Below are 12,920 nucleotides of genomic sequence, written 5' to 3'. Positions count from 1 at the left end.
CATGATCAGTGGTGCACGTGCTGGCGGCCCTTTTCCTTGACCTTGCGGAACTTCAGCAGGAACTGGTCAGTCTTGCCGCGTACCCCTGTTTCAAACACCTTTTGCGTGTGATCGTCAGATGGGTGGGAAAGCAGCGCGCTTTTGGCCTCAAGCTTGAAGCCGGCCGCTTCCACTTCGCGGATGACAGTGGCTTCATCGATCCGATGCAGCGTTGACGTGACATCAGCCGGCGCACCAACTGCGGCGGCGTGATCGTTGATCAGATAGACCCCGCCCGGCTTGAGCGCGGCAAAGGCCAGGGCGTTGGTCACGTCGGCGAGGCTTTTTTCACCCACTTTGTTGTTCTTGAAATCGTGATAGTTGAGCGTGGTCCAGACTACATCGACCGGCTCGGACACGGACAGGCCATCGGCGCCCGATACGGCGGGGGCCGTGTTGGTGTGGGTCTTGGCCCATTCCTCCACCGCCGGCGAAATGCGCTGCCCGCGCGGATAGAGCTTGCCCTTTGGTCCCAGCGCCAGGCTCAGCAGGCGGGTGTAGTATCCACTGCCGGGGGCCAGTTCGATCACCTTGAGTCCCGGCTTTATCCCGGCAAAGGCCATGACCTCCCCCGGCTTGCGATCGGCATCGCGGGCCTTGTCAGCTTCCGGCCGCTCCGCATGGGTGACTTGCGCGGCGAACGGTGCGGCCTGTTTGGCGCCGAGCGGAGCGAGTGCGGCGGTGCCAATCAAGGCAGCCAGAACCAGCGGCATGGTGCGCTTCATTGATGCTCTCCCAAAAAGGTCGTGGCGCGCAGTCTAGACGCTGTTTCACCGCTGGCAACCGCGCACACACACGCGAACTGCGCGATGCCATGGTTAACGCGGCGATAACCACCTGTGCGGCATAAGGCCGTCTCAATCGAGGAACAGGCTCATGCCCGAAATGGTACAACTCATCGAACGCCGCGCCAGTGACCGCCATTCGCTGATGCTGCGCGCCGCCAAGGTGCTGACCCCGGCGGGTGAATGGGTCTGCAACGTGCGTGAAGTATCGGAAACGGGGCTGCGCCTGCGCTTTTTCCACGATCTGCCCGAAGACCGCTATCTGCTGCTCGAACTGACCAATGGCGAGCGCTATCCGCTCGAGGTCATGTGGCGCAAGGACGACCTGCTGGGCGGGCGTTTCGCCGCACCGATCGACGTTGCGCAATTCATCGCCGAACCCAACCCCCACCCCCGCCGCCAATTGCGCGTGCGGCTGCGCGGATCGGCGTTGGTGACCACCGGCGGGCGTGATTACCGTGCACAGCTGGTCGATCTATCGCAACAAGGCGCGCGGATCGAACTGGGCAGCCAGTTGGACCCGCTGCAAGTGGTGCGACTGGAAGTGCCGGGCCTGCCGCTGCGCTTTGGCCAGGTGCGCTGGCGCGATGGCTTTGCCCACGGCCTGTTCTTTGACCGTCCGATGCGGCTGGATGAATTTGCGCGGCACATCCACGCGGTGCAGGCGCGCCCGGCGCCGCCCCCCCAGGTCGATACCGCAACCCGTTACGGTTGATTAAACCAGCTGGCTGAAATCTGTCAGCGCCGCATCGCGCAGCCCCCGCCACACGTGCACGGCCTGCACTGTTTCGGGCACATCATGCACCCGCAACAATTGGACGCCCGCGTCCATTCCCTTGGCCGCAAGCAGTACTGAACCGCCCAGCCGCTTGTGCGCCGGAGCTTCATTGCTGAGTGCACCGATCATCCGCTTGCGACTGACCCCCAGCAGCAACGGCTGCCCCAATGCGTGGAACAACGGCAAAGCATTAAGCAGCGCCAGGTTGTCCGCCATCGATTTGCCAAAGCCGATGCCCGGATCGAGCACGATTTTCTCCCGCGCGATCCCAGCGCCAAGGGCCGCGTCGCGGCGCTCGGCCAGCCAATCGAACACATCGAGCACCACATCGCTATAGGCAGCATTGCCGTGCAGATCGTCGCCCTCTCCCGGTGCGTGCATCAGCACCACGGGCGCACTGCTTCCAGCCGCAAATTCCAGGCTGCGCGGATCATGGCGCAGAGCCGACACATCGTTGATCACATGTGCTCCGGCGGCCAGCGCGGCTTCCATTACTGCCGGACGGCGCGTGTCGATGCTGATCGCCGCGCCTGCCGATGCCAGTCGCTCGATCGCCGGGATCACGCGTTTCAGCTCGTCCCCTTCCCACACCGCTGCCGCGCCGGGCCGGGTGCTTTCACCACCGACATCGATCAAGGCCGCGCCCGCTTCCAACATCGCCGCCGCGTGGGCATTGGCGACTTCGGGATCGTCAAGGAACTGCCCACCGTCCGAAAAACTGTCCGGCGTGACGTTGAGAATGCCCATCACCTGGGGCTGATCAAGCCGCAGGGTCCGCGCGCCGCATTGCAATGGCGCATGGCTCCGCTGCAAATTGTCCCACTGTTCGCGCACTGCATCCGGCAGGCCAGGCAGCGCCGCGCGCAGTTCAGCCGCGCCAAACCGCGTGCGGGCTGTAACCTTGCCGCTCTGGCGCTCGATTAGCGCGAACCGGCTGGCATAAACCAGCCCGCCCGCAAGCCGCACCGCATCGCCGTCCTCGCATTGCGGACTCTCGCACAGCGCGATTGGACGCAGGTAGTGGGTAATTGGCAAAATCAATCCTCAGTCGCGAGCAGGTACAATTGTCGGATCGCATCAAGCGGCTTCATCTCACCCTCATGTTCGATGTGCCAGTAAGTCCAGCCATTGCAGCTGGGTGCGCCCTGCACTTTGGCGCCGAGACCGTGGATAGACGCGCTGTCAGCCCCCAGCACCAGCGAGCCATCCGCTCGGACCGTAGCCTTGAACCGGCGTTTCTTGTCGAACACTTGCGCGCCGGGCGCGATCCAGCCGGTTTCGATCAGGGTCCCGAACGCCACCTTGGGCGCAGAGCGGGCGCTCTGCATGGTGGTCAGTGCGCTTTCATCAAGCGGCAGCGCCAGTTCGATCCGTTCCAGCGCGGCCTGCCGGTATACGCCTTCGCGCTCACACCCGATCCATTCGCGCCCTAACCGCTTGGCCACCGCGCCAGTGGTGCCGGTGCCGAAGAACGGATCGAGCACAACGTCGCCCTTGTTGGTGGTTGCCAGCATCACACGATAGAGCAGTGCCTCGGGCTTTTGCGTCGGGTGGACCTTGTGCCCGCCCTGCTTCAGCCGTTCCTGCCCGCCACAGATCGGCAGCACCCAGTCGCTGCGCATCTGCAATTCGTCATTCAGCGTCTTCATCGCGCGGTAGTTGAAGGTGTACTTCGCCTTTTCCCCCATCGAACACCAGATCAGCGTTTCGTGGGCGTTGGTAAAGCGCGTGCCCTTGAAGTTGGGCATGGGGTTGGCCTTGCGCCAGACGATGTCGTTGAGGATCCAGAACCCCATGTCTTGCAGCATCGCGCCGAGCCGGAAGATGTTGTGATAGGACCCGATCACCCACAGCGAACCATTGGGTTTCAGCACCCGGCGTGCCTCGGTCAGCCATTCGCGGCTGAACTTGTCATAGGCGGCAAAGCTGTCGAACTGGTCCCAGTGGTCGGTCACCGCGTCGACATGGCTGCCATCGGGGCGCGACAGGTCACCGCCCAGTTGCAGGTTGTACGGCGGATCGGCAAAAATCATGTCGACGCTGGCATCGGGGATTGACCGCATCGCTTCGATGCAATCGCCGTCAAGAATCCGGCCAAGCGGCAAATCAGGCCGCACAACCTCTTTTGCAGCGCGCAACCGCGCCTTTTCGCCGACCAGCATTTGACCCATGATACGCCTTGAACCCCCTAAAAGTTATCCACAGGGTGAGTCATCCAGAGTCCCGCGTCAAGCAAAGACTCCGCAGGAATCCTAGGGATTCATGGTTAAGATGGGGTGAAGATTGGCGGAACAGAACGAGTCCCACACAGGATGTGGAGTCTCGGGATTCGCGGTAGACTCAAGATGTGGTGGTGTGGCCATGAGGACTCTGGCCGCAAAAAAATTCATCTGCGCGCCGGGACGGACTCAAATCAGCACAAGCTGCGCCACCGGCGCGAAGCTCCGGCGGTGGATCGGGCTGGGGCCATGGCATTGCAGCGCCGCCAGATGCTCTGCTGTGCCGTAACCCATGTTCCTGTCCCAGCCATAGTGCGGCCAGCAGCGGGCGTGTTCGCGCATTACCCGGTCGCGGTGTTCCTTGGCCAGGATCGATGCGGCGGAAATGCACGGCTCCAGTGCATCCCCGCCCACGATTGCGCGCGCCGCCCAGCGCCATTCAGGCACACGTCCGGCCGGGGTCTTGTTGCCATCGATCAGCACCTGATCCGGTTCCACACCAAGCGCAGCTATCAGACCGGAGACAGCGCGGGTCATGGCCAGCATGGTGGCGGCGAAAATGTTGATCCGGTCGATCTCGTCCGCTTCGACCACACCCAGCGCCCAGTGGCAGCTGGCGTGGATCTGTGGTTCAAGCAATGCGCGACGTTTCGCCGATAACTTCTTGGAATCATCAAGTCCCGCGGGAAAATCCGACCCAAGCAAGCATGCCGCCGCAACAACAGGCCCGGCAAGCGGTCCGCGCCCGGCTTCGTCCACCCCGATCACCACGGGCGCACGCACCCCCTTGGCAAGCTGCAACGGCTGGGCGATGGTAGCTGGCATGCGCAGAAAACTCCTGACCGCCCTATCTCCGCTTGGCCTGATTGCGGCAAGCTGCAGTCCGTCCACCGCTGGGGATAGCCCTGCCGCCACGGCTACCAAAGTTGTCGATGCCTTTGCCACGACGGAAGTGGCGCGGATCGATGAACCCTGGGCCATGGCTATACTGCCCGGCGAGCGCGCAGCGCTGGTCACGCAGAAAAACGGCACGCTATGGGTGGTGTCGCTGACCGATGGCCAGAAAGTGGCGGTAACGGGTGTGCCACAAGTGGCCTATGGCGGTCAGGGCGGCCTTGGCGACGTAGCGCTGGCGCCTGACTTTGCCGCCAGCGGCAAGGTCTATCTCACCTGGGCCGAAGCCGGAGAGGGAGAGCTGCGCGGGGCGGCACTGGGCCGCGCGACCTTTGTACCAGGGCCAAAGCCGTTCCTGCGCGATCTGCAGGTGATCTGGCGGCAGTTCCCCAAGGTCAGCGGGCGCGGGCACTATTCGCACCGCATCGCCTTTTCACCGGACGGCAAGTTTCTGTTCCTGGCCTCTGGTGAGCGGCAGAAATTCACCCCGGCGCAGGACCTGACAGTCAATTTGGGCAAGGTGCTGCGGTTGAACCTGGATGGCACCCCTGCCCCCGGCAATCCCTTTGCTGACAAAGGCGGGGTCGGCGCAGAGATCTGGTCCTATGGCCATCGCAACGTGCTGGGCCTCGCCTTTGATGCCAGGGGGCGGCTGTGGGACCTGGAGCATGGCCCGGCCGGCGGGGATGAAATCAACCTGGTCAAGCCGGGGCAAAACTATGGCTGGCCGCTGGTTTCGAACGGTGACCACTATGATGGCCGGGCAATCCCGCGCCATTCGACCCGCCCGGATCTGGCTGCTCCGGCAATCAGCTGGACCCCGGTGATCGCGCCGGGCAATTTCCTGTTCTATTCGGGCAAGCTCTGGCCGGAATGGAAGGATCAGGCCCTGATCACGGGACTGGGCAGTGCCGGGCTCGTCCGCGTTTCAGTTCAAGGTGAGACCATGCGGGAGGAAGCGCGCTATCCGCTGGGCAACCGCATCCGCGATCTGCGCGAAGCGAGTGACGGTTCGCTCTATGCGCTGGAAGACGGCAAGGACGCGCGATTGCTGCGCCTGACACGCAAATAGCATCGACATTCCTCCCCCCCTGCCCTAACGGGCGCGGCCTATGTCTCAGGCCACACTCATCCCGCTCGACAATGTCGATCCCGCGCTGACCGAAGCGCTGCTCGACCGTGCGTTCGAGCCGGGCCGGCAGAGCCGCACTGCTTACAAAGTGCGCGACGGGATGGACTGGCTGCCAGCCCTGTCCTTTGCCGCGCTGGACGAACAAGAGCATCTGGTCGGCACGATTCAGTGCTGGCCGGTCGCGCTGACCGATCAGTCTGGGCGGCGGCATCCGATGATCATGGTCGGTCCGGTCGCGGTCGAACCGGCGGCGCAGGGCATGGGCTATGGCCAGGCCTTGATGACCGCAGCCCTGTCCGCACTCAGCCCGCAAGCGCCGCTGCCACAGGTGATGATCGGCGATCCGGAATACTACGGGCGGTTCTGGCAGTTCACCAATGACTGGACCGGCCAATGGGACCTGCCCGGCCCGTTCGAGCAGCGCCGCCTGCTGGTTCGTACCGACAATCCCGCCGTGCTGCCCCGCGAAGGCATGCTGGGGCCTTGGAAAGCCTGAACCGATCTGGCATCGCGGTCTGGTGCCTTACGACGTCCCCCCCGATCTTGCCGCACTGTCACTGGCCGAGATTGCCGAACTGGTCGCTGCGCGCAAATTGCCGCCGGTGGAACAGTGGCGGCCAGAGACCATCAGCGATAGCCTGATGACGATCCGGTCTGACGGCCGCTGGCTCCATGACGGTGGTGAGATCAAGCGCCCGGCGATGATCCGCGCCTTTGCCAGCCTGTTGTGGCGCGACCCGGCGGGGCAGCACTGGCTGGTTACCCCGCATGAAAAACAATCGATCGCGGTTGAGGATGCGGCGTTCATCGCCATCGATGTGGTCCGGCAGGATGGCACACTGGCGTTCCAGCTCAATACCGACGAACTGGTGTTGGCAGGGGCGCAGCACCCGCTGATTGCGCGCGGTGATCCAGAGCTGCCGGCGCTATACCTGGCGGTCCGCCACGGCACCGAGGCGCGGATCAATCGCAGCACATGGCTGCAACTGGTCGAACTGGCCGATGCCGATCTGGGTGTGACCAGCCAGGGGCAGCGCTTTTCGCTGGTTCCGGCATGAGCCTGGTTCAGCGCCTCACCCGGCTCCACACCGAAGGCCACGCGCGCGAAATAGAGCACCGCGACGAGGTGGATTTCGCCACCAAGGACCTACGCCCCGCCGCAGTGCTAGCCGCAGTGACTGAGCGCGAACGTCCCGGCTTTCTGCTGATCCATCGCCCCTCCAACATGCGCTCTCACCCCGGGCAAGTAGCCTTCCCCGGCGGGAAGATCGATCCCGGCGAAACCCCGGTCGAAGCCGCCTTGCGCGAAGCCTGGGAGGAACTGGGCATCCACGAACGCGACGTCCAGGTGATCGGCACCAGCGACATCTATCGCACCGGCAGCGGATACGAGATCACTCCGGTAATCGCCGTGGTTCCGCCCGATCTTACCCTGAACCCAAACCCCACCGAAGTGGCCCAGTGGTTCGAAGCCCCGGTCGACTTCGTGTTTGATCGCGATAACCACACCGTGCATTCCGGGTTTTGGCAGGGCCGCGAAAGGCGCTACATTGAGATCCTATGGCAGCAACATCGCATCTGGGGAGTAACCGCCGGGATCATCAGCAACCTGGCACGGCGGATCGCATGGCATGACTGAGCGCCTTAGTGCCCCATGGATGGAACGCGAGGACTTGCGCGCGCTCATTGCCGCCCTGGGGGCCGGAAACGCACGGTACGTGGGCGGAGCGGTGCGCGACACCCTGCTCGGGATCGAGGTCAAGGACGTGGATATTGCGACGCCCTTGCTGCCTGATCAGGTTGTCACGCGCCTCAATGCCACACAGATCCGCTCGGTTCCCACCGGCATTGAGCACGGCACTGTCACCGCGCTGCTGGCCGAAGGGCCGGTGGAAATCACCACCCTGCGCCACGATGTTTCAACCGACGGTCGCCGCGCCACGGTGGCTTTCGCCAGCGAGTGGCAGGACGATGCCGCGCGGCGCGATTTCACGATCAACGCGCTCTATGCCGATCCTGCCAGCGGCGAGATTTTTGACTGGTTCGGCGGCCGCGACGACCTCACCGCGCGGCGTCTGCGCTTCATCGGCGATGCCCGCCAACGCATCCGCGAGGATCACTTGCGGATCCTGCGCTACTTCCGCTTTCAGGCGAGATTTGGCAGCCAACTGGCTGATCCGGAAGCCGAAGCGGCCTGCGCCGAACTGGCCGCAACGCTGAAAGGCCTGTCGCGTGAGCGGGTGGGCATGGAGATGATGAACCTCCTGGGCTTGCCCGATCCGGCACCGACCGTGGCGCGGATGGCAGAGCTTGGCGTGCTGGCGGTGGTTCTGCCCGAGGCGGATGTGGCAGCACTGGCCCGGTTGATCGCGGAAGAACACCGCCAGGCGGCAAAGCCGGATGCCCTGCGGCGGCTGGCCGCCTTGCTGCCTGCCGAGGTGCCGTTGGCCGAAGGAGTAGCCAGCCGGTTCCGGCTTTCCGGGGCGCAGAAGAAACGGCTGGCGATGGCCGCCGGGCGCTCCGCCGTACCTGGGGATTCCCGCGCGCTCGCCTACCGGCTGGGCCGTGAAGCGGCATTGGACCGGCTGTTGCTGACCGGCGCCGAAACCGCCGCGCTGACGGATTGGCAAATTCCGACCTTCCCACTCAAAGGCGGAGAGATCGTGGCGCGCGGCGTGAGCGCCGGACCGCAAGTGGCGCGGATCCTGCAGGCGGTGGAGGCCCGCTGGGTCGCGGAAGGATTTCCGGATCAATCGCGCGTCGCCACCTTGCTGGACACGGAGCTGAAGGCACAGGCGTGACTGACCAGGGCTCAATCTTTGCCTACCTGATAAGCCAGCCATTGGTGGCGGTCGCGCTGGCCGGACTGGTGCTTGCCGGGTCAGGCTGGCGTCTTGAGCGGCAGGGCGCCCGGCTGGGCGGGCACCTGCTGTCGGCCGGCTATCTTGCCCTTGGCGTTTCGGCGCTGCTGATCGTGATCGATGTGACCCGGCGCACCAAGGATTCCGATTTCGTACTGGAACTGGTTGACCGCACCGAAGCGCGGATCGTCGGGCAGGAAACCGTCATTCCGCTCGGCCCGGACGGGCATTACCGGGCCATGGCGGAAATCAACGGGCATCCGGTATCGATGCTGATCGATACCGGCGCATCGTTCACCACCCTGGAAGCTGCGACAGCCAGACCGCTTGACCTGCGGCCCAGCCAATCCCGGCTGCCTGCTGATCTGGCAACTGCCAATGGCGTAATTCAGGCCCGGTTCGCATTGGCCGACCAGGTCAAACTCGGTTCGATCAACGTGCAGGGTCTCGAACTGGCTGTCATACCCGATACCGAAAGCCCGCAGGCCGTTATCGGAATGGACCTGCTTTCCAGATTGCAATCCTGGCGGGTCGAAAATGGTAACCTGCACCTGATCCCCGCCACGCAATGAGCGGAGTTTGGCGCTCATGATCAAACTGATCTTCCCCTGGGCTTTTGACAACCCGTGGATCTGGCCGCTCATCGGACTGCCGCTTGGCTGGCTGGTCTGGCGCTTGCGCCACACCGGCCTGAAAGTGGCGCTGATCCTGCTACTGGGCACTGTGCCTTATGCCTTGCTGATGCTGGCCGGGATCAAGGATGGCTGCACTTCTGCCAGTCCCCCTGCACAGTGTGTGGGCTGGACGCTGGCCTTCGTATTCCTGGTCGTCGGAATCACCCCGCTATGGCTCGGCGGCATGAGCCTTGGGGCTTGGCTGCGGCACAGGCAGGCGCGCCGAAAGCCTTAGAACTTGTTATCCCGCGGGAAGCCGGTTGGCGGCATCCGGCCGGCCGCGCCGCGCGCCACTTTCCACATCCGCATGTCACTCTCGGTGCGGGTGCGGCCGGTGTCTCCGCCCATCTTCCAGCTAAGCCCGTCTTCCAGCTTCAGCGTGGTGGCATCGGCCAGCCCGCCATCGCGGTAGCGTTGCAGGGTCACGCCCTGCCCCTTGGCCAGCACTGGCAGTTCTTCCAGGCTGAACAGCACCAGCTTGCGGTTGTCGCCCACCACGGCGATGTGATCATGTTCGGGCGGAATTTCGCGGACCACCGCCAACTTGACCCCCGTCTTGGTGTTCATCACGCCGCGTCCCTTGCGGGTTTCGGCGAGCAATTCGTCAGCTTCTGCCGCGAACCCGCGCCCGACATTGCTGGCCAGCAACAGTTGCGCCTTGGGACGATAGACCAGCAAGGTCACGATCGCTGCTTCAGCATCGATATCCAGCATCGTCCGGATCGGTTCGCCAAATCCACGCGCGCTGGGCAGCTTGTCTGCGCCCAGAGTGTAGAACCGCCCGTTATCGCAGGCGATCAGCAACTTGTCGGTGGTTTGCGCGTGGAGCGCAAAGGCGGGGCCATCACCGTCCTTGAACTTGAATTCCTTGTCCAACGCCTCGTGCCCGCTCGCGCCGCGCACCCAGCCCTTGGCCGAAAGGATCACGGTAACCGGCGCCTTTTCGATCATCGCATCCATCGAAAATTCGACCGTCGGGGCAGCTTCGGCAATCGTGGTGCGGCGGCGGCCTAGCAACGTGTCTTCGGCGTAATCCTTGCGCAGATTGCCCAGATCCCGCTTCAACCGGGTGCGCTGGCGGGCCGGACTGTCGAGCAGCTTCTGCAGCTCTTCCTGCTCGGCGATCAGCTCGTCCCGCTCGCGCCGCAGCTCCATTTCCTCCAGCTTGCGCAAGCTGCGCAGCCGCATGTTGAGGATCGCTTCGGCCTGGCGGTCGGTCAGCAGAAATTCGGCCATCATTACCGGCTTGGGCTCATCCTCAGTCCGGATGATCTCGATGATCCGGTCAAGGTTGAGGTAGGCAATAATGTAGCCATCAAGCAGTTCTAGCCGCCCGGCAATCTTGTCCAGCCGGTGCTGCGCCCGGCGCAGCATGATGTCGATCTGGGCGAGGGTCCATTCCTGCAGCAGCAGTTTCAGCCCCAGCACCCCTGGTGTGCGATGGGCATCGAGCACATTGAGGTTGAGGCTGAACCGCGTTTCCAGATCGGTCAGCTTGAACAGGCTTTCCTTGAGCAATTCCGGATCGACGTTCCGGCTTTTGGGAACGAAGACGATGCGGATCTGTTCATCGGATTCGTCGCGAATGTCTTCCAGGATCGGCAGTTTTTTGTCGGCAATCAGCTGCGCGACCTGCTCGATCAATTTGCCCTTTTGCAACTGGTACGGGATCTCGCTGATCACCAGCTGCCACTGCCCCCCGCCAAGCTTTTCTACGCCGCTCTCTTCCCAGCTGCCATCGGCTTCGCGCCCGGTGGAGAATCGCCCGCGCAACCGGAAAGCACCCTTGCCGCTGGCATAGGCCGCGCTGATCACCGCTTCACTATCGACCACTACCCCGCCCGTGGGGAAATCCGGTCCTTTGAAAACCTCCATCAACTGCGCGTGTTCGACATGGGGATTGTCGATCAGCAGGAGCGTCGCGTCGATGATTTCGGCTACGTTGTGGCTGGGGATATTGGTGGCCATGCCCACCGCGATCCCGCTGGAACCATTGGCGAGAAGATTGGGAAACAACCCCGGGAAGATTTCCGGCTCTTCCTCTTCCCCATTGTAGGTCGGGTTGAAATTGACCGTGCCTTCATCCAGCCCGGCCATCAACTGGATCGCGGTCTTTGTCAGCCGGGCTTCAGTGTAGCGATAGGCGGCGGCGTTATCGCCGTCGATATTGCCAAAATTGCCCTGACCTTCGACCAACGGATAGCGCAGGCTGAAATCCTGAGCGAGACGGACCATCGCGTCATAGACCGACTGGTCACCGTGCGGGTGGTATTTGCCGATCACGTCACCGACCACGCGGGCCGATTTTTTGAAGGCATCGGTCGGGTTGAGCTTGAGCTGCCGCATCGCCCACAACAGACGGCGGTGGACTGGCTTCAACCCGTCTCGCAGATCCGGCAGCGAGCGCGCGGTGATCGTGGACAGCGCATAGACCAGATAGCGCTCCGACAGCGCCGCATCGAACGGAGCGTCGACAATCGAGTCAAACGGATCGGGATCGGTGATATCGGAAGCGGCCATTGCGGCAGAGCACGTAGCAAGTGGCCCTGCCGGTTCAAGCCCCCAAGCCGATCAATCCACGGCGGAATGATCCGCAACGGGCGGAGCGCGCCCCGGACGGGCCAGCTGTCGCGGCTGTTCGGCCGGTGAGTGACCTGGTGAATGGGCCGGTGGGTGCGCCGGTTCAAGGCTGGTTTCATGCGTGGCAGCGTGGCCGGATTCGGGCTCGGCCGACGTTTCCTGCGGTGCCGGTTCAGCGGCATCCTCCGCCGGAACCCGCTGGGTCGGCATGGGTCCGGCATCAACGCAGCGCGCGACCTCTTCCATGCCTTCCTCGCCATACAGATACGAAAGGCTGGCACCGCCCGCATAAGGTGCGGTCTGGCAGACCCAGACCTGGCGAGTGTGGGTGTCATAGCGCAAGCTGAACGCCTCGGCCGCGCAAGCCGCTGGGTTGCATGCCTTGGCCTCGATCAGGTCACCATTGCGGGTAACCGGGCCAAGCGATTTGATCCGGCGCGAGAATTTGGCGAGAGCATCGGCCAATGATTGCCCCCCAGCCAGTTCAAGCACCGCATCGCGCACTTCGGGGGTTGTGAAGATCAGGTGGCCATCGACCCGCAGATCCGCAGGATGGCCGACATGGCGCAGCACGCCTTCAAGCGGAGCAGCCTCGCCGCCGTGGGCCGCCGCTTCCTGGTGCGGCGCATTGCTGGTACCAAGCCAATAGCCAAGCCCAAACACCGCGCCATGGCTGGCGAGCATGGCGGCCGCGATCAGGGCCAGACGACGGCGGGCAGGCCTGGCCTTGGCGGCAGGCGGCAGGGGTGCGGGCGGCGCGGAATCAACGCCCACGTCTGCCTCGGCTTCAGGCACTTCGATGGTGTCGAGGTCAAGATCGCCCAATTCATCGAGCAGACTGTCCAGATCATCCGCTGGCGCTTCGGCCGGCGCGGACATGGCATCGAGTTCGCCCAGCAGGCTGTCGAGCCCTTCATCGGCTTGCGGTTTTGTCTTTGCCATCGCCAGGCCCCACGGC

At 63.7% G+C, this 12,920-nt stretch carries 14 protein-coding genes; 8 read left to right on the top strand and 6 right to left on the bottom strand.

Annotated elements, in window-relative coordinates; all coding sequences use genetic code 11:
- Nucleotides 1-5: 5 nt before the first annotated feature.
- Entirely contained in the window at nt 6-764 is a 759-nt protein-coding gene (locus MNBBLIKP_RS18000) for a class I SAM-dependent methyltransferase (protein WP_088308787.1), read from the bottom strand.
- A 160-nt stretch (nt 765-924) separates the two neighbouring features.
- Here MNBBLIKP_RS18000 and MNBBLIKP_RS06790 point away from each other — a divergent pair, with 160 nt between their 5' ends.
- A complete protein-coding gene (locus tag MNBBLIKP_RS06790; RefSeq protein ID WP_217896664.1) occupies nt 925-1,539 on the top strand; it encodes a PilZ domain-containing protein in 615 nt (204 codons plus the stop codon).
- Here MNBBLIKP_RS06790 and folP read toward each other — a convergent pair whose 3' ends face one another.
- The 3 genes from folP to MNBBLIKP_RS06775 all read right to left on the bottom strand — a co-directional run bounded on the left by folP (nt 1,540) and on the right by MNBBLIKP_RS06775 (nt 4,646).
- Nucleotides 1,540-2,637, bottom strand: coding sequence for a dihydropteroate synthase (gene folP / locus MNBBLIKP_RS06785; protein ID WP_088308783.1), 1,098 nt, complete (start codon nt 2,635-2,637; stop codon nt 1,540-1,542). It abuts the gene before it with no gap.
- Between the two features lie 2 nt (nt 2,638-2,639).
- Nucleotides 2,640-3,773, bottom strand: a complete 1,134-nt coding sequence (locus MNBBLIKP_RS06780; protein WP_088308781.1) for a site-specific DNA-methyltransferase — start codon at nt 3,771-3,773, stop codon at nt 2,640-2,642.
- 237 nt (nt 3,774-4,010) lie between these two features.
- Nucleotides 4,011-4,646 carry a ribonuclease HII gene (locus tag MNBBLIKP_RS06775; protein ID WP_088308779.1) on the bottom strand — a complete coding sequence of 212 codons (636 nt, stop codon included), beginning with the start codon at nt 4,644-4,646 and terminating at the stop codon, nt 4,011-4,013.
- On the opposite strand from MNBBLIKP_RS06775, the gene MNBBLIKP_RS06770 reads away from it, so the two are divergent.
- The 7 genes from MNBBLIKP_RS06770 to MNBBLIKP_RS06740 are packed head-to-tail and all read left to right on the top strand — an operon-like array spanning nt 4,645 to nt 9,617.
- Nucleotides 4,645-5,787, top strand: coding sequence for a PQQ-dependent sugar dehydrogenase (locus MNBBLIKP_RS06770; protein ID WP_088308777.1), 1,143 nt, complete (start codon nt 4,645-4,647; stop codon nt 5,785-5,787). The genes MNBBLIKP_RS06775 and MNBBLIKP_RS06770 overlap by 2 nt on opposite strands.
- 40 nt (nt 5,788-5,827) lie before the next feature.
- On the top strand, nt 5,828-6,343 hold the full coding sequence (locus tag MNBBLIKP_RS06765) for a GNAT family N-acetyltransferase (RefSeq protein WP_088308775.1): 516 nt from the start codon (nt 5,828-5,830) through the stop codon (nt 6,341-6,343).
- Nucleotides 6,344-6,365: 22 nt separating this feature from the next.
- A complete protein-coding gene (locus MNBBLIKP_RS06760) occupies nt 6,366-6,905 on the top strand; it encodes a DUF1285 domain-containing protein (protein ID WP_088308773.1) in 540 nt (179 codons plus the stop codon).
- A complete protein-coding gene (locus MNBBLIKP_RS06755) occupies nt 6,902-7,486 on the top strand; it encodes a CoA pyrophosphatase (protein WP_088308771.1) in 585 nt (194 codons plus the stop codon). The genes MNBBLIKP_RS06760 and MNBBLIKP_RS06755 overlap by 4 nt, the downstream gene beginning before the upstream one ends.
- On the top strand, nt 7,479-8,648 hold the full coding sequence (locus MNBBLIKP_RS06750) for a CCA tRNA nucleotidyltransferase (RefSeq protein ID WP_088308769.1): 1,170 nt from the start codon (nt 7,479-7,481) through the stop codon (nt 8,646-8,648). Before MNBBLIKP_RS06755 ends, MNBBLIKP_RS06750 begins: the two co-directional genes overlap by 8 nt.
- Entirely contained in the window at nt 8,645-9,280 is a 636-nt protein-coding gene (locus MNBBLIKP_RS06745; protein ID WP_088308767.1) for a retropepsin-like aspartic protease family protein, read from the top strand. The genes MNBBLIKP_RS06750 and MNBBLIKP_RS06745 overlap by 4 nt, the downstream gene beginning before the upstream one ends.
- A 16-nt stretch (nt 9,281-9,296) precedes the next feature.
- Nucleotides 9,297-9,617, top strand: a complete 321-nt coding sequence (locus tag MNBBLIKP_RS06740; RefSeq protein WP_088308765.1) for a hypothetical protein — start codon at nt 9,297-9,299, stop codon at nt 9,615-9,617.
- Here MNBBLIKP_RS06740 and parC read toward each other — a convergent pair.
- Entirely contained in the window at nt 9,614-11,902 is a 2,289-nt protein-coding gene (gene parC, locus MNBBLIKP_RS06735) for a DNA topoisomerase IV subunit A (protein ID WP_088308763.1), read from the bottom strand. The genes MNBBLIKP_RS06740 and parC overlap by 4 nt on opposite strands.
- A gap of 51 nt (nt 11,903-11,953) precedes the next feature.
- Nucleotides 11,954-12,904 (bottom strand): hypothetical protein, encoded by a 951-nt coding sequence (locus MNBBLIKP_RS06730; protein WP_088308761.1) that lies wholly within the window; start codon nt 12,902-12,904, stop codon nt 11,954-11,956.
- Between the last annotated feature and the right edge of the window lie 16 nt (nt 12,905-12,920).

Origin of the sequence: Novosphingobium sp. B 225 (genome assembly GCF_002198665.1) — a bacterium.
GTDB lineage: Bacteria > Pseudomonadota > Alphaproteobacteria > Sphingomonadales > Sphingomonadaceae > Novosphingobium.
This window is presented reverse-complemented; position numbering and strand designations above follow the sequence as displayed.

Bases quoted from the DNA above. Each gene is read 5' to 3' on its own strand.
- parC (WP_088308763.1), bottom strand. From the start codon at position 11,902: ATGGCCGCTTCCGATATCACCGATCCCGATCCGTTTGACTCGATTGTC.
- MNBBLIKP_RS06730 (WP_088308761.1), bottom strand. From the start codon at position 12,904: ATGGCAAAGACAAAACCGCAAGCCGATGAAGGGCTCGACAGCCTGCTG.
- MNBBLIKP_RS06755 (WP_088308771.1), top strand. From the start codon at position 6,902: ATGAGCCTGGTTCAGCGCCTCACCCGGCTCCACACCGAAGGCCACGCG.
- MNBBLIKP_RS06780 (WP_088308781.1), bottom strand. From the start codon at position 3,773: ATGGGTCAAATGCTGGTCGGCGAAAAGGCGCGGTTGCGCGCTGCAAAA.
- MNBBLIKP_RS06775 (WP_088308779.1), bottom strand. From the start codon at position 4,646: ATGCCAGCTACCATCGCCCAGCCGTTGCAGCTTGCCAAGGGGGTGCGT.
- MNBBLIKP_RS18000 (WP_088308787.1), bottom strand. From the start codon at position 764: ATGAAGCGCACCATGCCGCTGGTTCTGGCTGCCTTGATTGGCACCGCC.
- MNBBLIKP_RS06770 (WP_088308777.1), top strand. From the start codon at position 4,645: ATGCGCAGAAAACTCCTGACCGCCCTATCTCCGCTTGGCCTGATTGCG.
- MNBBLIKP_RS06740 (WP_088308765.1), top strand. From the start codon at position 9,297: ATGATCAAACTGATCTTCCCCTGGGCTTTTGACAACCCGTGGATCTGG.
- MNBBLIKP_RS06790 (WP_217896664.1), top strand. From the start codon at position 925: ATGGTACAACTCATCGAACGCCGCGCCAGTGACCGCCATTCGCTGATG.
- MNBBLIKP_RS06750 (WP_088308769.1), top strand. From the start codon at position 7,479: ATGACTGAGCGCCTTAGTGCCCCATGGATGGAACGCGAGGACTTGCGC.
- MNBBLIKP_RS06765 (WP_088308775.1), top strand. From the start codon at position 5,828: ATGTCTCAGGCCACACTCATCCCGCTCGACAATGTCGATCCCGCGCTG.